We start from the raw sequence: 18,266 nt of genomic DNA, 5'->3' as shown, positions 1-18,266 counted from the left end.
TACAGGCGGCCCTGCCCCGCACACCAGGTGCCCAGAACAAGCACCATAACCACAGCGCCAAACGTGAAAACATGGAGAGTTCAATGAAGACCTCAAAAGAAGCCGTCGGGAGTCCCGACACTTCGGGACGTCCCGACACTTCGGGACGTCCCGAAACGTCTACGCATCCGCGCCGCACCCTGAACATGGTGGCAGGCACGATCGGCCACTTCGTTGAGTGGTACGACTGGTACATTTACGGGCTGCTCGCGGCAGTATTCTCGTCGCAGATATTCCCAAGCGATTCCCCGTTCGCCTCCCTGATCGCCGCACTCCTCACTTACGCCGTCGGGTTCGTTGTACGGCCTCTGAGCGGCATCATCATCTCTCCTTTGGCCGACCGCTTCGGCCGCCGGGTCATTCTTACGCTGTCCATCTCCGGGATGGCGCTCGGCTCGCTCCTCATCGGCCTCACGCCTTCGTTTGCGACCATCGGCTACGCAGCGCCGGTCCTGTTTCTGGTTGCTCGCATCCTCCAAGGCATCTCGGCCGGCAGCGAGGGACAGAGCGCCATCGCATTCATGGTCGAACACGCTCCTGCGAACCGGAGGGGTCTGTTCGGCTCCTTCACCAACATGGCGAGCGGCCTCGCGACCCTCGCCGCGACCGGCGCCGCAGCAATGGTGACATCATCCTTCTCGACCGCCGACCTCGCCGCCTGGGGTTGGCGCATCCCATTCGTCGTGGGAGGCTTCCTCGGCATCGTCGGCCTAATCCTGAGGGCGCGGGCAGAAGAAACCCCCGAGTTTGAGGCCGAGGCCCTCGTCGATCAGAAGTCCGCTGCAGCCCGCCTGATGGACCTGCTTCGCGAACACCCGAAGGCGCTGCTTCAGGCAGCGGCCCTCTCGGCGCCGGCTGTGGCCTACTACACCTGGGCGACGTTCCTTCCCACTTACGCCAAGCTGACCTCCGGGCGGGACCTGGCCTCCACCCTGGCCGGGAGCGTCATCGGGCTCGCCTTGCTCGTGATCATCGTGCCTGTCTGCGGCGCGCTCTCTGATCGACTCGGCCGACGCAAAATCTTCCCGATCATCGGCGCCATCGGCATGATCGTTCTCTTCTACCCCTTGCTCCTACTGCTCAACCAGCCGGGCTTCTGGGTATACGTCCTGGTATCGGCGTCCGGGTGGGTAGTTCTCGGTATCTGGCAGTCGGTGTATCCAACCATCCAGGCCGAACTGTTTCCGGCATCCGTCCGTGTATCAGGCATCGGCTTCGCGCACCAGATCGTGATTGCCGTCTTCGGTGGTACTGCGCCGCTGATCGCCGCCGCATTCGTCGGTGCCGGGCAGCCGATGCTCGTCGCGGTCTACATGATCGTCGTCGTTGGCCTCTGCCTCGTCGCCTACTTCACGCTGCCGGAGACCGGCAACCGCGGCGACCGCTCCACGGTGGCACTGGCTGACCCCGAGGTACTCGAAGGCAAGCAGCGGGTTTCAGGCACGACGTCGATGGTCGACGTATCCACGCACTCCAAATAGACGGTCGGCGGAGTTGTGGCGGCTCGGTCGCAGCGCAAATTTCATAGTGCGTTATGAAGGGAAGCCTTCTTCTACATGGCGCCGGAACTGAGAGGACTTTTACGACGTGAACAGCATGATTATAAATACGTTTTCATATCTTTGGTCAGCGAAGGCAATCGATGCGATAGCCGAACTTGTCGACAATGGGTACAAAACGTTCGAAGTTCCAGTCAGCTCTCCGCACTGCTGGCCGGATGAACTACCAGAGTCCGAGCGCACGGCAATCAAAGCAAGACTGAACCAATACGGCGCCAAAATCAGGTCCTTGAACGCTGGCGGATATGACGTTAACCTGGCCAGCCCCGGCGCCAACATGCGTCGCAAAAGCTTTGATCACATCAAGTCAGTGATTGAGCTGGCTGCCGACTGGGGCGTACCCGAGGTTGTCATATCACCCGGCACGCGCCGCCCGATGATTTCACCCTCACTTGAAAACACCTACGGATGGATGTACGAGAGCCTGGAAAGTCTCATCCCACTGGCCAAGCAGGGTGGCACACGACTGCTCTTTGAAAACACACCGTATTGCTTCACCCCCACCATTCAAGACCTGGCAGGTGTTGTCAGCACAATTAACGACCCGTCAGTCAAGATCGTCTACGACGTGGCGAATGCCGCATACATCGAAGAGGATCCCGTGGCCAGTCTTCGTGAGCACCACGAATCCATAGGACTCGTGCATATTTCCGATACCGGCACGGATACTTGGGGTCACGACCCTATCGGCACAGGCGTCATCGACTGGGACGGGCTGGGCAGCGTCGTCAGGGACACCTGCGGAGTCAACAACGTCGTACTTGAGATCATCCGCGAGGAAAAGCCCGTACAAGAATTTGCGAAGGCGATGCAAGACCTCAAGAACCACGGCTGGGAACTCGAAGGCTAGCTCCGGCTGGAGGGCATCCTGCTCCAAAAAGATTTTCCGATCATCAGCTGAACGGCGTTATTGAAAATCAATTTTCAATGCTAATCAACCTTAAAGAGGAGTTTGTGTAATGAGGGCTTTGGTCAGTGGCGGAAGTAGTGGAATCGGTGCGGCTGCGTCCCTGAGGCTTGCAGAAGCGGCCCTGGCTCGAGGCGATCGCCCGATGATCGCCGTATGCGGCCACGAAACGAACAGCAACCAAGACGAAGTTGTACGCTCGATCGAGTCGTTGGGCGGTACCGCTATCTCACTAGCGGGAGACCTCGGCGACCCCGACGTGCCACGTCAACTCGTGGAAACTGCCATCGCAGAATTCGGCGGCTTGGACGCCTTGGTAGCCAATGCCGGCGTTGCTAACCCCGGCGCCATGTGCGACGTCTCCCTTGAGGACTGGGACGCAATGTTCTCGATTAACCTCCGTGGACCCTGGCTTCTTGCCAAGGCAAGCTACCCACACCTGAAAAGCAGCCAGGGAGCCGCGTGTTTCACCTCCTCAATGTCAGGGCAGATGCCACATGCCGGGTCAGGCGCTTACAGCCCAACCAAAGCTGCCTTGACCATGCTGGCCCAGACACTTGCCTTGGAATGGGCGCCCGACGGCATCCGTGTCAATGTGGTTTCCCCAGGCATGACTCAAACACGGATGACGGAAAAAATGTACGAAGATCCCCAAATCAAGAAGGCAAGGGAAGACATCATTCCGCTGGCAAGGATCGGAGAACCAATAGACATCGCCAACGTGATCGAATTCCTCGTAAGTCCTCTCTCGGGTTACGTCACAGGGCAAGACATCTGTGTCGATGGCGGCTTCTCCAAGTCCATTCTTAGCCATATCCCCGGACGACCCAGCTCGAAGTAGCAGTCGCGAAGTTCCGTCTGGGCCCGCAGGGCGATACCAGCGGGTCCGTGACATTTTGAGATCCGATTCGGATCAGGACCGCAGGGTACGGATGCGGAACCGAGACCCATAGTGCCCAGTGTGGTGACCTGTACGGCCTCGCGAGGCGACACCGCTCGCGCGGCGACCGGTGGAGCGCTGCATAGGTTCTCACAACGGTCCGTTTCACTTACCAATACGCGAGGAGGCACCTTGTATCTGGCAGAAAGCGTTCTGGACGGCACCGAATAGACGGCAACAGAATTTGTTGGCCATCCGCCGGAAGATCAAAAAGCAACCCGCCAAGAATTGGCATGCCTGTCCTCTGACGGACACGCTGTGTTCCGAGCGGAACAGAAGCGTCAGTCCTCGTTTGCTGCCCGACACAGGCAGGAGTGCCGATTGGTTTCGAGGCCGTGGAGCGCCTTCACATTCCTTGCAGAAACGGGACGCCGCACTGAACGGGCTGGCACACATTCCCCCAAAGATTGAGTCGGGCAACGCGCCTACTCTGGACGCAGCGACCAAGACACAGCTTGCCGCAAGGCTGGTATAGGCGGCTCTGGTCTGCCTTCTAAATGGCGCCACACGCTCTAGACGCCGTTGCAGACTCGGCGTATACAGTTGGTCACGATCTACCGGTTGCAGGTGGCCAGTATGCGGCGACAAGGACGACCACAGCATCTCCTGTCGGTGTTGTTCGCCGCTCTGCTGTTGGTGCTGACATCGTGCGGTAAACCTGTCCAAGCCGAGGCGAATTTGAAGAGCAGCGCAGTGGGCTGACGCCGTCGCCGGTGTGTGAGCTGTCGGTCCAAGGAGGCAAGGGCTCCGAGAGGGACGAAGACCAGGACAGCACAGATCGAGCCGATCATCGGTGGGCCCAACCTCCCAGACTGAACCCGAGGGCGTCGCCTGTGAGCCCCGTGTCTACTTTGAAGATCGAGGCGGCATGGCCCCGGCCCGGGTCGGCCGATGCCGCCGTATGCTCTTTGGCTGTACAAACCGGGCGCCGACGCCATGGCTCAGGAAGAGCACGCTTTCACGAGAAATATCCGACAGAGTCTCCAATAAGTCATGTCCACGTCACTACCGCACCCCATGAACTAGTGAGCGGCGGCCCAAGGCACCGCTACGACAGCCTAGAACGGAAAACAAATAACCCCATCATCCGGGAAAAACTGGCATAGCGCACGCCCGCGTCAAAGGACGCCGCGGAAGGCGCGGTTTGCCTCATAGGCTGAAGCCGCCCAAGGCTCTATCGTCAACAGCAAGCCTCGCTACATGCGAGAGCCCCACAATGTGGGTGCCTGAACGGCGACTAACGCTGGCAAGTACTTCGACTACGCGTTGGGGACCAGATTCTGTTATCCCGCCCAGCTATTGACGGGAACGACCTGGGCCGCGGAAGGATGGGACGAGCGGCGCTATCACGGATTGCTCGGATTTTCCGTCGCGGTTTGGAGCGTCTTATCTGAGGCTCAGGACGAGCTTCCCGAGATGGTTTCTGGATTCGAGATGGCGGTGTGCCTCCACGATTTCCGTCAGGGAATAGACGGAGTCGATTATCGGGCGGATCTGGTACTTGTCGATCATTTCGAGCATGTGTCCGAAGTCATCGGGGCTTCCAAGTGTTGTACCGAGAACTGATACCTGTCCCCAATAGAGGTCCGCGATATCGATCTTCGCTGTACTTCCTGCAGATGCGCCGAACACAGCAATCCGTCCTCCTGGCTTCAGACATGCCATGGCGTCGCGCAGGTTCGCGCCGGCACCGTTGACGATGACGTCCACGCCGCCGCCTGTGGCTTCGAGTACCTGCTGGACCCAGTCGGGGTCTGTGTAGAGAAATCCCTTATCCACACCGATGGCACGGACCGAGTCGAGCTTGTCCTGACTCGATGACGTTGCCAGCACACGGGCTTCAGCGGCGGCAGCGAACATGATGGCGAAAGTGGAGACGCCGCTGCCGGCGCCAATGACCAACACGGTCTCACCCAGCCGCAACCCAGCCCGCATAAAGAGTGCCCGGTACGCGGTAAGCCCCGCGCAGGGAAGCGCAGCCGCCTCGGCCCACGAGAGGTGTTTGGGCATAGGGAACAGGTTTTCGACGGGAACTGCAACAAGTTGGGCGTAGGTTCCGTCTGTACCGTCACCGAGGATGGAGAAATCCTTTCCGGGCGCTGCCGCATTTTTTCCCCAATTCAGCCCTGGGAAGATGACAGTCTTCTCGCCCGTATCCTGGCGGATTCCGGCCCCGTCGATGCCGAGAATGCTGGGGGTTGTGAACCCCCGGCCGGTTTGCCGGACGAGGACGTCGTGCCAGTTCAGGGCGCTGGCATGAAGTTCGACGATTACCTCGCCCGGTCCGGGTTCCGGATCGGCCACTGTTTCGACGGAAAATTGTTCCGGACCGCCCCAACTACGTATGACTGCTGCTTTCACTGGTTTCTTCCATCTTCCCTTTATAGACAATGTTGCGTTGAAGGTGTTCGTGATGCTTGGTTTTCGCAGGCACGGTGATTGGGCAATGAGGGCAGTGGGTGCACTTTGCGGTCGTTTTCCGTCAACCTGGGCAGTGTTTTCGCCCAGAGCAAGTCGTCCATAGAGGTCCACTGCTCGGTCACCTTGTCGGCTCTTTCTGCCCGCCATTTAGGGTGGCGAGCAGGTCGGGGGGAGCTACGGTTCCCGCCCAGGGTCCGGACGTTTCCGTCGATGCTCGCATGAAGCATCTCGACGAGTGGGGTCTTGATCCAATCCCAATACAGGTGTTGAGAGCAGCTCTGTCATGTCGTCGCCGATTTGTGGACCCATTTCTTGCAGCTTGCGCCCTACTTGCGCCACGAGCTCGCGCATCTGCTGATCACCGTGCGTGAATCCTGGTGTGGTCAAGTTATGGAGAACTCCATCTTCGCTGCGGCTTGGTGAGTCAAGTACCGGAGCGCGCGTTGCGCCGAGTTGTATCCGCCCATGCCGTGAATGCCGGGCCCGGGCGGCGTTGCTGCGGAGCACAGGTAGACGCCGGGGACGCCGGTATCGTAGGGATGGGCGCTCAGCTTGGGGCCGAGGAGAAACTGCAGTGGTGATTTCGCGCCCGTGAGAATATCGCCGCCGACGAAGTTCGGATTCTCGGCGGAGGTCTGGGCCGGAGTGCGCACGCTCAGCCCAACGATCCGGTCCCGGAACCCGGGTGCGAAGCGCTCGATCTGGGCGATGATGTGCCCTGTCGCGTTCCCCGTGTAGCCGTTCGGCACATGCGCGTAGGCGTAGATTGGAACGATCGATCCGTTCGCTCGGGTAGGGTCGGCGACAGCCTGCTGCCCGACAAGTACAAAAGGCCTCTCTGGCATCTGCCCGGAGGCGACCTGTCGCTCGGTGGCGATGATCTCCGCAGAGTTGCCCCCGAGGTGGACGGTGCCTGCAAGGCCTACTTCCGGGTCTCGCCAAGGCACGCCCCCGTCCACCGCGAAGTCGATCTTGAACGTAGCGGGCCCAGGCCGGAACTTCCGGTACGCGCGCTGGCCACTCTGCGGCTGTTGCTCGGCTAGTATGCCTGCAGCGGCATGCGGGTGCACATCGAGAATAGTGATGTCCGTGGGCGGGAGGTCGTGCAGCCGGTTGATGCGCTGTCCGGTCTCGAACCGAACGCCCTGCGCCCGAAGTGTGCTGATGTGCGCTTCAGTGAAGCGGCCAGTGCCGCCCTCGACCACGGGCCAGCCTACAGCGTGACCGGCGATGATGATTCCGGCACCGATGCCCGTGACGAGGGGTAGATTGAGCGGCTGGAGGGCGTGCGCTGCCACGCCCATGAAGAGCGAGCGCGCCCGCTCATCCCTGAACCACCGAGCAACGAGCGTGGGTGGTGGGCCGGCGACGGCTCCCATCCGGGCGAGCAATAGTGGGTGCTTCGGGATCCGGAGCAGCGGTGACATGATGACCGGAGAGAGTCGGTCGAAGGATCGCGACAGCGACCCAAACGCCCTCTCCCATTTCCCCCCGTCTCGTCCCAACCCCGCGGCCGTATCCCCAATCGACCTGTGGAGAAGCCCGGGCTCGCCGGAGTCGAGCGGGTGCGCGGCATCGATGGGTGCGTAGGCCCATCGGACCCCCATTTCTTCCAGGTCAAGCGTCTGAAAGAATGGGGATCCGGGAGCCATCGGGTGCACGGCTGCGCAGTGATCCTGCACAAGTCCCGCGAGGGGTGACTCGGTTGAGCGGGCGCCCCCGCCCAACTGATCCGCGGCCTCAACAACGGTGACTTCGACGCCGGCGCGAACCAGCACGGTTGCGGCTGCGAGCCCGTTGGGCCCGCTTCCGACGACGATCGCACTGGTCATCGAGCCATTTCCTCCGCGTGCGCTTCGGCTTCGACCAACTCTTCGAGTGGCTGGGGAACCGCATCTGGCCCAACAATATCGGTCGCGGTGAATTGCAGCTTGTTGAAGTCTGGCGAGCGCCAGGTCATGGTGAGGGGAATGGGCCCGTTCGGCAGCCAGGGCTGCTCTTCGACGGCATCTTTCACCTGCCATCTCCCCCGCTCAACGACGCCGAGTGCGGCATCGATCAGTTTGTATTCCTGGTAGCCGTGCCAGAGCGCTTCAGACTCCACCCACGCCACGATCAACTCCCCCGGCTCGAACTGCGCCTCTTCCTGGATCGCGGCGATGAGTTCTTCGTTGTGGAAATGTCCCTCGCCGAAGTTGAAGCCGATCATCGCATTACAGGCGAATTCTGCTTCGCGGATGCGTCGGTGGTCGATATCAGGTACCTCCTTCAACAGCAGCGAAAATAGTCCACGAGCTTGGCTGTGAAGTGAGCGCCAACCTAGGACCATCTCAAAGAAGGCCTCTGCCAGTGGATAGGGCAGCCCCATCGCCTGGATTTGATCAATCTGATCCTTCGTCGGGCGGTACACCCGGTGAAGCTTCTTTTCGGCATCCGGATGGATAGCCCAGAGTGCTGTAGCCCAGTTGCCACCGTACTGCCTGAGCGAGGCGAGGAACGAGACCTTGTCGGGGCGAATGCTCCCGAAGATCACGAGGAACAGCGGAATAGCGATGACCGCAAAAGGCATCCACGGCTCCGACATATCGAACGCACTAAACCCGGCAGAGTTCGGGTAGCCGATGAAGAAAATCACCGCGCAAATCGCGAACAGTAGGTTCCACTCAAGCGGCACAGCAACCGGGAACGTCGAGATGATGAAGAAGCAGAAACCGACCATGAGCAGCGTCGCCAGGGTTACCGTTGTCTGGCCTCCAAACGCGGTGCCGACGACGAAGAGCATGGTGAGGGGTGCTGTAAGTTCGACGATCGTGCCGAGCACGTGCGAGAAGAAGTGTGCCAGGGGGCCCGGGCGTAGGTCATCATTGTCGAAATCCTTGAACGTCCTCTTTTTAAGCCACCGAGGCGGCCAGAACGGCGTGTTGGCGAGCATCGGCGGGATCACCAGGCTGAAGTGTCGGTTCATTTTCGAGAAGCCCGCCCCCACCCAAACCGTGACCAGGAAGATCTTCAGCGCGATGATCATGTCGGTGACCTCGAACAGGTTCGGGAACGCGATGAAGAACACCACTGGCAGGAGGTACTGCTCAGACCGCGCGGCAAGGAAGATGATCTTGTCCCGTAGTCCGACGAGCACGAGGAAGATCACCGCAAAAATGAGCGGCGTGGTCTGAATCAGCAGGAAGCTCTCGGCATTCTGCGAAAGCCAGCTCGGTACGCCGTCAGCGGGGTCTGTTAGGAACCTCTGGAATCGCTCAAGGGCCGGCAGGTCCGCCGCAGATTGCCCCGGCAGGAAAAGCGCCGCGCTCAAGGAGAACAAGAAGCCGTAATAGAGAAACACATCGACCACGGTGCGACGGCTACCACCGGTGAAGGGCACCCACTTATAAGGGCTCAGTTTGATCGTGCCGGGGCGGGACCAGAATAGGATTCCGCCCGTTAGCGGGCCAAACTTCCCTGCAAGCGGACCCCAGGACCCTGCGATTCCAATGGCTTCGAGCAGCATCGTCATGACGACGAGCTTCTGGTAGACAATCGGATTCGTCCACCATGACCCCACATCAAGCGGGTTCAGGTGCGAGGTGAGGGTGACGAGGAGCGCGCCACCGATCAGCCATGCCCCGAATAGCTTGGCCAGATACATCACGGAGATTTTGCGCGCTGCGCCGAACCCCCACTCACCCCACTCCTTTGACAGGAACTTCAGACGTTTCTGTAGCGGACGGCGAATCAACTCTTCGGGATCCGCATTCGGAAACCGTGGAATTTTGTAACCCATGACAACTCCTTTGGTGGCAGATTTTGGGCACGACTCATCGTGCGGTGGCTTTGGCATCGAAAATCGCGGTGTTACCCCGGGCATCAGGCTGAGGAAAACCGCGCATAGAAGTTGATGTGGCGTGGCTAGAGGCCGGCTGGCCACTCCCCGGTTTGGCAGATTAAAACGGCGCTGTTCGCCGCCTCAGATCAGGTTTATCGATCGTGCCGACTGGGTTTCTCGGCAAAGACTCGAGGACAATATGGCGGCGGGTATTTTCACCTTCATCAGCTGGATCACCTTGGTCGTCCCCTAATCCACCCAGTGCAGCGCGAGCGACTTAACGCGCTCAAACAGAGGTTTGCCAAGAAATGTTTCAGGGTTCACGGGAGGGAAATCCCCTGTCTTATAGCCCATAGCCTGTGTCCTTTCGTACGGCGACGTTGCCGTTCAAAGGTCCCTTTGAGGGACTGTCCGCAGATCGGATATTGCGGTAGTCACGACTCTAGGCCGGTAAGGGAAGGTGTCCTACGTCACGTCGAAACGAAGCTTGCTGCCGTCTTTGTTCGTAGAAACCAAAAGCCATCTGAGAGGGGCCCATCGGGCAGTGGCATGCCGCAGGGCCCACGGTCAGGACGGGACTTGACGCAAAACGGCCGGCCCGAGCCAATGACATACAGTCAGGGCTGCCTCGATGGACAGCCGGTCCTCCAGCAGAGCACGACCAAGGATCTTCTGGGCCGAGGCGATGCGGTACTTGATGGAATTCTTGTGCATCATCATTGCCTCGGCGGTCGCCGTATAGCTGCCCTCATGCCGAAGGAACGCCAGCAGGGTCTCCCGGTGCCGCTGGTGCAGTTCGTTGTCTATCACCAGATCGCCCAGAACAGTGCCGAGCCATGAACATGTCGCATCCAATTGCTGCGACAACAGCGCCGCCAGCGCCAGGCCGGGTTCCTCGTAGGACAGGACAGTGCGTGTGGGGTGCTGAGCCTGTAGGGCCAGGTGCTGGACCTGAAGCGCCTGATGATGAGCGTTACGGAACCCGTCAAGTCCGAGCCCGCTGGCGCTCAGTGCGAAGCGTGGAACCGGCATCTCCTGCTTGGATCCCGTATTCCATTCGGTCACGGCAGGGTCGAAGCGGTAGCTGCCTGGAACGGGTATCCACCCCCATGCCGTAGCTCCGTCGACGCCGACGAGCAGGGGCGGACCGGTGCTGTGGAGCCGCTCAGCCAGCGCGCGGGTTGCCTTTGCGAACCGGCTGAGCTGGTCCTGATTCGTGCTGCGCTGATCGACCCAGACTACGACCGCGACGTGGCGGCCCCGCAACCGATAGCCCAGCGTGGCTTCGGCGGCGTCAACGTCGTTTCCCGGTGAGGCGAGCAACTCCCGCACCTTGGCGTTGCGGCTGTTGGCTTGGCCGGCCAGCCATGACTCACGTTCCTCTTCGTAGACCGCAACCACACCCTGGGACATCCAGTCGATGTAATCGGAAACCTCAGTCACCATACGGTCGTACGCGCCGGCCCTAATATCAGCTGCTGTCTCGATTCGGCACGAGACGTCGAATGCCTGTCGCAGGACATATTGCTGCCCGAGCCGATACGCCCGGATCAACGCGTTGACGGGAACCCCCCTCTGAGCCAGCCGACGCGCATACTCGTAGGCCGCGGAAGGGGGCTCGAGTTGTTCACCGCGCATGCCGTGCTGCAGGGCGTGCACGATGTTGTCAACATTGCCTTCGACACTGGCCCCCAGCAGGCCGATGAGGCCGGTATCACCACCGAGCTCGGTGATCCGCTCGACCAAACCGGTTTGCATCTGGGCGACGATGTCGGAGAGCTGTGCATTCAGCACGGCTCCGACCTCGATCACGTGTGCAGTTACAGGGTCAGGAGTGGTGCTCACGACCAGTTCGCTCACGAAAGCCTCCGCATCACTGTCGGGGAGCATGCCGTCTATCGCCCCCGGAGAGCTCGGCTGGGACACGCCAGCGTGCTCCCCGGGGTAGCCACGGCCGCTCCAGGGGCAAGACTAATTACGACACAACGTGGTGGCTCTCGTTCGGGAGCTGGATCGGTGTGCTGACCCGGGACCAGACACCACCGACAGCGGCCGGTTGATCACCAACATCCGGCATCGAGTGCTGGTGCCACTGACATCGGCGTAGGCCGAGTGTCACCAAAAGACCGCTCGTTGTCCGCCGGCATGTTGCATCGGACCGTTGCGTCCTGGCGACGTCCGTCAACAACCGTGGTTGTGAGGGACGTCGCCAATGCCGCTACTCGGAAGGTTTGGTGGATCCTGACGGGGACCAGAGTGGGGTGTCGATTGGGGAGAAGTTGGTGTCCAATCCGTCGATTCGCCGCATTCTGGTGCCGTTTACCGCTGCCAGGGTCTCCTCGGGAAGTGGCGTGGTGAACGCATTTTCAACGTAGGTGTATTCGGCCGCGAGCCGTCCTACCGGTGCGAGTGCGGCGGTGTCGATGCGTCCGCGTTCCAGGTAGAGGTCGTCGCGTACGTGGAAGCGCGCTATCTTCCCCCAAACCACATGTTCCACCTCATTGACTGCGATGATCCTGTCTACCTTGCATTCATAAGCGATAGGCGCCGTTGCTACGCGCGGCACGGAGATCACCTCGCATGCAGCTTTTTCAAGGCCAAGGAGGTCGAACTCGTCCTCTTCCGGTGCGAATTCGTAAGCGGAGCGGTGCACGGCATCGGAGTTGGGCACGGTGGCCATGTTGACCACAAACTCCCCCGTGTCGCGGATATTCGTGAACGTGTCCTTCAAGGACACGCCGTCAGCGCGGGGCTGCAGGGAAATCGAAATCATCGGCGGCCTGCGGCCGACGCACGTGAAAAAAGAAATCGGGGCGATGTTGGCGATCCCTTGGGGGGATACGGTGCTGACCCAGGCGATGGGTCGAGGCAGGATCGATCCGATCAGCAGCTTGTAGGCGGCTTCTGCGGAGAGGGACTCGGTGGAGATGATCATGGTCAATGGCTTTCTTCATGGCGGCAAAGTGCCCTCTGCTTGGAGTTGGCGGGGCAGGATGCCAGTGGATATGGACGGCGAGCAGCCGTAGCGGTCTGTCCAGCGGAACTGGATGCAACTGATGCAGACGAAATTAAGGTTCGCCTGGTTGGCCTTTAGTTGGTTGCTGCGCGTTCCCGGTGGGCCCGGACGTTCGCCCGGTTTCCGCAGACCTTGACGTCATGCCAGGCGCCGCTGTTGTTGTTGGAGCGGTCGTAGAAGACGACGTCACACGTCTCGCTCTTGCATGACTTCATGCGCCGCAGGACGCCTTCGAGTTGACCTTGGTGGCACATGAGCAGCAGCGCCGTCTCGAAGTACTTCCAGCCCTCCCCGTCGGGGCGGAGCTCGATTCCTCCGGCGGAAACCGTCATCACGGGATGATAGCTGGGGTTGTTCCGGCCGAGTCCGCGGGCGGTTTCGGAGTGGGAGTGGCCGAAGAGGCCTTCAAACAGCCGGTCCCTGAAGGCCAACAAAGCTTTCCGGTCGGTCTCCGTCAACCTGGGCAGGGTCTTCGCCCAGCCCAGGTCGTCGATGGATATCCACTGTTCGGTCACCCTGTCGGCCCATTCCTGCGCGGAGGTTAGGGTGGCGAGCAGGTCAGGGGGAGCTATGGTTCCCTCTGTAATGGTGTTGAGGAAATCCTGGACAAGACCGAGATTTCCGGGCGCGACAGAGAGCCCGTAGCGGGTTGTAGCGGGCCAAGCCATGTAGCGTGCGGATCCTTCGGGCATGTTGATCAGTTCTCTTACTCTACTTGTCCTGCATTAGGTGCGTGGTGAACCACTGCAGGGCTGCACCGGAGGTCGCTTCGAATTCGCCAAGGTAGGCGTCAAAGTGTCCTCCGGGGAAGACCAGCAGCTCTTTGGGCGGGAGAGCACGCTGATAAGCCTCCAGTGCCAGATCGGTAGGGGTCACCCGGTCGTTGTCCCCGACGATCATGAGAAGAGGGGTCGGTGACACGCGTCCTATGAAGATCCCTGGTTCGTAGGCTCGCGCCGCCCTGGTTGAGCGTACGGTGACGTTGTTCTCCCAGAGCCCGTCGGGGATGGGCTGCAGGTAGAACGCTACGGCTTCCGGATCCGTGTAGCTCGCAGGGACGGAGCCGTCAGAGACCAAGGCAATGCGGTGCGGTTCTTCGCCTGCGAGCTGAGCCCGGTCATCGGCCGCGAATGAGGCCTCCAATGCGGCCAGATTGTCCGGGTTCACCCGCCGGAGTCCTTGCTGATAGCCGCTGATGGTAGGGACTTGGGAGACGATCGCCTTCAGCCGGGGTTAGGTGGCACCGAGGACAAGTGCGTGCCCTCCCGAGTAGCTTGAGCCCCACAGGCCGATCCGCTCCGGATCTACCTCTGGCCGGGATTGGAGGTAAGTGATGGCCCTGCGCCAATCTTCGATTTGCTGCCAGGGGTTGATGTCCTGGCGTGGTGTTCCGCCGCTTTCCCCGAATCCCCGGTGGTCGTGGAAGAGCACGACGAAACCGGCGCTGGCGAAGGCTTCCGCATAAGGGAGGGCGCCCTGTTCCTTGACTCCCCCGTACCCCATGGACAACGTCAGTGCCGGATGCGGGCCATCACCTGTCGCGGGGATGTAGAGGTTGCCCCGGAGCTGGACGTTCCCGTCGGCAGCGAAGGCGACCCGTTCGATCGTGTAGTTGTCCTGGGTCTCAGTCATCGGCGCGGAAGTGTCCTGATTCGAGTTTGCCCTGCGTGCGGCGGTTCATCTCAGCCGAGAATTCAAGGAGGGCCGCGAGGGGACGGTGACTGATCGAGACGTGCTGGATCAGCCCTTCCTCGTTCCGGGTAAGTACCGTCACGCCGGAGAACTCGACTCCTGAGGCGCCAGTGGCCTCCCATTCCACGTAGGTCCGGGGACCGTTCGTGGCTTCGTGGGTGAACCGAAGGGCCTTGTAGTAATTGCTGGCCGTCGACATCACGGTCTGCACGTCGGAGCGGCCTTTGACCGGGACCAGAAGGGCCGCCGCCTCGAGCACAACGTCATGCGTGAACGCTTCTCCGAAGGCTTCCTCGGATTTAGTTGCGAACGCGCCGGTCCAGCTTTCCTCACTGACTTCGTCTGCTTTGATGCTGTTTGTGGGGTTCATTGCTTTTGATTCCTTTTCTTTCACGAGGGGCGCGCTTATATCCAATCGCGACGCTACCTTGGACATTCAGGCCTCAACCCGGTCCAAAGAGCGGACGAAGTCGCCCACGATCCGTGAAACGTCTTCCGGCTTTTCGAGATGTGGGAAGTGCCCGGCGTCGGCGATGCTGACCAGCCGGGCGTTTGCGAAGCGCGGAAGCACGCCTGCGTTTATCACATCTTCGGTGACGAACGGATCGCCAATTCCTCGGGCGATGAGGGTGGGGCCGGCATAGGCTGAGGGAGCGGTCCCGGCAGCGTCCCCGTTGTTCCAGGCATCGAACACCTGAGCAACGACAGTGGGTTGGATTGCTGCTCCCGAGGCGAGCAGGATTTCAAGACCATGCGGGCTGAGGGACACCGAAACGCCAAGCCGTCCCTGCCGTTGCGCGTCAGCGTCGCCTCCCAGCGAGCGGAAGGAGTTGGCCGCGTCCCCGGCGAGGTGGACGCCCGCGAGAGGGACAGGTGTAAGCAGCACCAGTCCTGCTACCTTTTCCGGGCGTGCGGCGGCTGCAAGTTCACTCACTTGAGCTCCCATGCTTTGCCCCACGAGCACGACGGGTTCGTGGGAGCGGTCGATCTCGGCGATCACTGACTCCGCAAGCCGCGGGAGCGTGAAGGGTCCTTCATCGTTCAAGCGCGCACCGGAGCCGGGCAGGTCAAGGGCAACCGCTTCGAAGTCCTCTCCGAGGCGGGACAGAACCTCCTCCCAGGCGGAGCGGTCATCGAGGAATCCGTGAACGAAGACGACCTTGGTCCGCGGCGTTTGATGCTGATCATTGGACATTGCATGACTCCTTTGTCATTAGCTATGCAGTTATTGGGTCAGGGGACAGCTGTTGCAGAAAAATTGGTAAAAACTGGTTCTAACGCGTGCGGCTCAGAAGTCCTACTGCGCCATACCAGGCGGGCCCTGGATTCATCCGGAAGGGGTAACGGCGCATGATTGCGTTGTAGTACTCCTCCGGGCTGGATACCGTTGCGAGAAGGTGCTGCGCATCCTTGAGGTAGGCACGCGTTTCTTCAATGCTCTCCGGATTATCGGGGGCGCCGGGGGCCTTATGGCCCGCGACGACGAACCTGGGCTTCAGCGCTGCGATGGTGTCAAGCGCCGCGAGCCATGAGGCAAATCCTTCTTGGGAAGATTCGAGCACATATTGGTGGACGCCGTTGTACACCGAATCACCCGCAACAACGAGCTCCAGCGACGGAACCCACAGGGCGGTTGTGTCGTCGGTGTCGGTGTGCCCGAGCTCAATCGGAACCAACCGGTTCCCCTCAATTTCCAAGCCGTCAGCGGGAACCGCCTCGGCGATCAGGGGTGACGCAGGGACAAGCCCCGGGAAGATTGCATCCCAGACCTTCTCCCGACCGACAGTGGCTTCGTGCTCCATGCGGCCGAGGGTGCCCGGTGTTGCATAGACCGTCACGCCGGGGAAGCTGGAAAGCAGCTCTCCAGCACCCAACCAGTGATCGCCGTGAGCGTGGGTGATGTAGACGTACCGGAGTGTCTTACCCGAGTCCTGGATCCAGTTCCGTACGCGCTCGATTTGCCCGAAGGTATAGGGGACGTCAACCAGTACGGCGTCCTGCTCCCCGGAAATCAATGTGATCGCCAATGGTGAAGAGACGATCGCTTCGCCGCTGGGAAGTCGCTGGTCTCCCGCACGCGGAGTGCCGTCGAGCACCAAAACTTCATAGGACAGATTTGTCATTGCGTTGTTGTTCCGTTCCATATCAGGGCACTAAGTCGATGTTGTAATAGTCACATAGGTGATGCCTCTTACACAAGCCTTTGCGTGCAATTCCTCCGCGGTCCTGTACGCACCATCTGCACACCTGGCCGCTGGTAACCCCGGTGAGACTGCCGACCGAGCGCTTAAGCGCGCCCGTACGAGGGAACGGGTGGTGCAGTATTTTTGGATGAGCAGAACATCGACGTATTCATCGGCCTGGACGTCGAGAAATCCGGCCACCACGCGGCGCCGATGGCGCCGCGTTTCCCCCGTTGCCCAGCCAGCCTGTCTGACGAGAAGATTCGCCCTTCGCCGCCGCCCACATGCAAGCGCACCGAGACGACTAACCTGAAATCACCGCCGGGGGGCTCCTGGACGATCAGCATCGTGGCCCAGCAAGGGGTGAAGAGTTTCGACGGCAGCGTGCCATGACCGGGGTCGGCGATGACGTCTTCCACTGCAGGTTTCCGGCCAAGGCGGCGACCTCCGACTATAGCGGGGTCATCGCACATCCCGGCCGTTCGGTATGGACCAGACAGCGGCCTGCTGATCAACGACACCGGTGTCTACGGTGGCATGGTGGTCTGGGCACAGGGGCTCCACCAGGTCTCGCCAGACGGGAACTGGCCCGCCACCCTCATATAAGGGCGAGGAGTTCTTCAGACGGCACCGGGCCCGATGAACCGGAAACGAGGATAGGTGTTGAGCTGAAGCCCTTCTAGCTCCTGGACAGTGCAGCGAAACGGCGGCCGAACCCGTCCAGCCGCCGCTTCTTGACGCCGTGTAACCGTGCGCCATCAGATCCCTGGATCGGACCGGGCCGTTTTGGACGTACAGCCAGCCACGCAGCATCATCCCCCGGCGGCCCCGAACTCGACGTCTTGGCCCTCAACTATGTTGCTTCGCTTTGTTGGTGATCTCTTCGACCCGCAGCGCCTTCAACCAGTCACTGATCGCGCTCCAGGCCAGTTCCCAGCCGTGGTCGAGCATCATGTCGTGCCCGATCCCGGCCACCTCCCGTACATCCGCGTCATAGCGTCGTGCGGTTGCCCGCGCCGACCATACGGGAACCATCCGGTCGTGGGTACTGTAGACGCACAGCAACGGGTAAGTACGCTTTATCCTTGAGGGCAGGTGGAAAAGCAGCTGGTACTGGACCCACGGCGACTCGCCGCAAAGGGATCGAGAAATCTCCGCAGCCTCCTCGGCACCAAGCCGCTCGAACAGCATGTCCGGGGGCAGCCGAAGGCTTCGACCTGCGATGTACCGCACCGCCTGCCAAGGATGGTTTCGCAGCACCGAAATAAACGTACCGAAGGCCGGGGCGGAAGTCAGCGAGCCGACGAGCACACCGGCGCTGACCTTCGCCGGATGCGATGCCAATGCCCGCTGCACAACCAAGCCGCCGAGCGAATGCCCAACCAAAACGACGTCATCTCCGTCGACAGCCTCAACTGCGCGAAGGACATCAGCCACATAGTCCTTTAGCCACGCCGAGCGCAAGCTTCCTCCACTCGCACCGTGACCCCTGAGAGAGATCGCGTATGCCGCATAACCGTCGGCGGAAGCTGCCCGCATCCAATTGCGCCAGCATCTGGCGTCGTGACCGAGCCCATGCACAAAGAGGAGCGCCGGGCGAGGCTCGGCGGCGCAGGCAGGGGCCGCAGCAAGCATTTCGAGGTGTATATCGTTTCCTGTGCCAAACATCATCGTTGCCAGAACCTCATC

16 protein-coding genes are annotated in these 18,266 nt (G+C 60.8%); 4 read left to right on the top strand and 12 right to left on the bottom strand.

The features are described 5' to 3' along the window. The first annotated feature begins 83 nt into the window (after positions 1–83). From LDN90_RS10830 to LDN90_RS10820, 3 genes are all read left to right on the top strand, one after another. A complete protein-coding gene (locus LDN90_RS10830) occupies positions 84–1,520 on the top strand; it encodes an MFS transporter (RefSeq protein ID WP_223949060.1) in 1,437 nt (478 codons plus the stop codon). 115 nt (positions 1,521–1,635) lie between these two features. After that, positions 1,636–2,448 (top strand): sugar phosphate isomerase/epimerase family protein, encoded by an 813-nt coding sequence (locus tag LDN90_RS10825; RefSeq protein ID WP_223949279.1) that lies wholly within the window; start codon positions 1,636–1,638, stop codon positions 2,446–2,448. A 109-nt stretch (positions 2,449–2,557) separates the two neighbouring features. Further along, positions 2,558–3,346 carry an SDR family oxidoreductase gene (locus LDN90_RS10820; protein WP_223949059.1) on the top strand — a complete coding sequence of 263 codons (789 nt, stop codon included), beginning with the start codon at positions 2,558–2,560 and terminating at the stop codon, positions 3,344–3,346. 1,485 nt (positions 3,347–4,831) lie between these two features. Here the strand turns inward: LDN90_RS10820 and LDN90_RS10815 are convergent. The 11 genes from LDN90_RS10815 to LDN90_RS10765 form a co-directional block, all read right to left on the bottom strand. After that, positions 4,832–5,806 (bottom strand): zinc-binding dehydrogenase, encoded by a 975-nt coding sequence (locus tag LDN90_RS10815; RefSeq protein ID WP_223949058.1) that lies wholly within the window; start codon positions 5,804–5,806, stop codon positions 4,832–4,834. A 443-nt stretch (positions 5,807–6,249) separates the two neighbouring features. After that, positions 6,250–7,698 carry an NAD(P)/FAD-dependent oxidoreductase gene (locus LDN90_RS10810; protein WP_223949057.1) on the bottom strand — a complete coding sequence of 483 codons (1,449 nt, stop codon included), beginning with the start codon at positions 7,696–7,698 and terminating at the stop codon, positions 6,250–6,252. Continuing rightward, positions 7,695–9,644, bottom strand: coding sequence for a DUF3556 domain-containing protein (locus LDN90_RS10805; protein ID WP_223949056.1), 1,950 nt, complete (start codon positions 9,642–9,644; stop codon positions 7,695–7,697). The genes LDN90_RS10810 and LDN90_RS10805 overlap by 4 nt, the downstream gene beginning before the upstream one ends. A gap of 609 nt (positions 9,645–10,253) precedes the next feature. Continuing rightward, the gene (locus LDN90_RS10800) at positions 10,254–11,546 is read right to left on the bottom strand and encodes a helix-turn-helix domain-containing protein (protein ID WP_223949055.1); all 1,293 of its coding nucleotides are present in this window, start codon (positions 11,544–11,546) and stop codon (positions 10,254–10,256) included. Positions 11,547–11,904: 358 nt separating this feature from the next. Continuing rightward, on the bottom strand, positions 11,905–12,621 hold the full coding sequence (locus LDN90_RS10795) for a flavin reductase family protein (RefSeq protein ID WP_223949054.1): 717 nt from the start codon (positions 12,619–12,621) through the stop codon (positions 11,905–11,907). A gap of 155 nt (positions 12,622–12,776) precedes the next feature. Beyond that, positions 12,777–13,370: a CGNR zinc finger domain-containing protein gene (locus tag LDN90_RS10790; RefSeq protein WP_223949053.1), complete on the bottom strand. Its 594-nt coding sequence runs from the start codon at positions 13,368–13,370 to the stop codon at positions 12,777–12,779. Between the two features lie 43 nt (positions 13,371–13,413). Then, positions 13,414–13,869 (bottom strand): alpha/beta hydrolase, encoded by a 456-nt coding sequence (locus tag LDN90_RS10785; RefSeq protein ID WP_223949052.1) that lies wholly within the window; start codon positions 13,867–13,869, stop codon positions 13,414–13,416. A 66-nt stretch (positions 13,870–13,935) separates the two neighbouring features. After that, a complete protein-coding gene (locus LDN90_RS10780) occupies positions 13,936–14,334 on the bottom strand; it encodes a CocE/NonD family hydrolase (protein ID WP_223949051.1) in 399 nt (132 codons plus the stop codon). Further along, positions 14,327–14,764 carry a nuclear transport factor 2 family protein gene (locus tag LDN90_RS10775; RefSeq protein ID WP_223949050.1) on the bottom strand — a complete coding sequence of 146 codons (438 nt, stop codon included), beginning with the start codon at positions 14,762–14,764 and terminating at the stop codon, positions 14,327–14,329. Before LDN90_RS10775 ends, LDN90_RS10780 begins: the two co-directional genes overlap by 8 nt. 66 nt (positions 14,765–14,830) lie before the next feature. Beyond that, a complete protein-coding gene (locus LDN90_RS10770) occupies positions 14,831–15,589 on the bottom strand; it encodes an alpha/beta hydrolase (RefSeq protein ID WP_223949049.1) in 759 nt (252 codons plus the stop codon). A gap of 79 nt (positions 15,590–15,668) precedes the next feature. Next, positions 15,669–16,517 carry an MBL fold metallo-hydrolase gene (locus tag LDN90_RS10765; protein ID WP_223949048.1) on the bottom strand — a complete coding sequence of 283 codons (849 nt, stop codon included), beginning with the start codon at positions 16,515–16,517 and terminating at the stop codon, positions 15,669–15,671. Between the two features lie 204 nt (positions 16,518–16,721). Here LDN90_RS10765 and LDN90_RS10760 point away from each other — a divergent pair, with 204 nt between their 5' ends. Further along, on the top strand, positions 16,722–16,970 hold the full coding sequence (locus LDN90_RS10760) for a hypothetical protein (protein WP_223949047.1): 249 nt from the start codon (positions 16,722–16,724) through the stop codon (positions 16,968–16,970). Between the two features lie 456 nt (positions 16,971–17,426). On the opposite strand, the gene LDN90_RS10755 is transcribed toward LDN90_RS10760, so the two are convergent. Then, positions 17,427–18,212: an alpha/beta hydrolase gene (locus tag LDN90_RS10755; RefSeq protein ID WP_223949278.1), complete on the bottom strand. Its 786-nt coding sequence runs from the start codon at positions 18,210–18,212 to the stop codon at positions 17,427–17,429. Between the last annotated feature and the right edge of the window lie 54 nt (positions 18,213–18,266).

Source organism: Arthrobacter sp. NtRootA1, from assembly GCF_019976975.1.
GTDB classification, from domain to species: Bacteria; Actinomycetota; Actinomycetes; order Actinomycetales; family Micrococcaceae; genus Arthrobacter; species Arthrobacter aromaticivorans.
The sequence above is the reverse complement of the archived record's forward strand: the minus strand, read 5'-3'. Positions and strand labels throughout refer to the sequence as shown.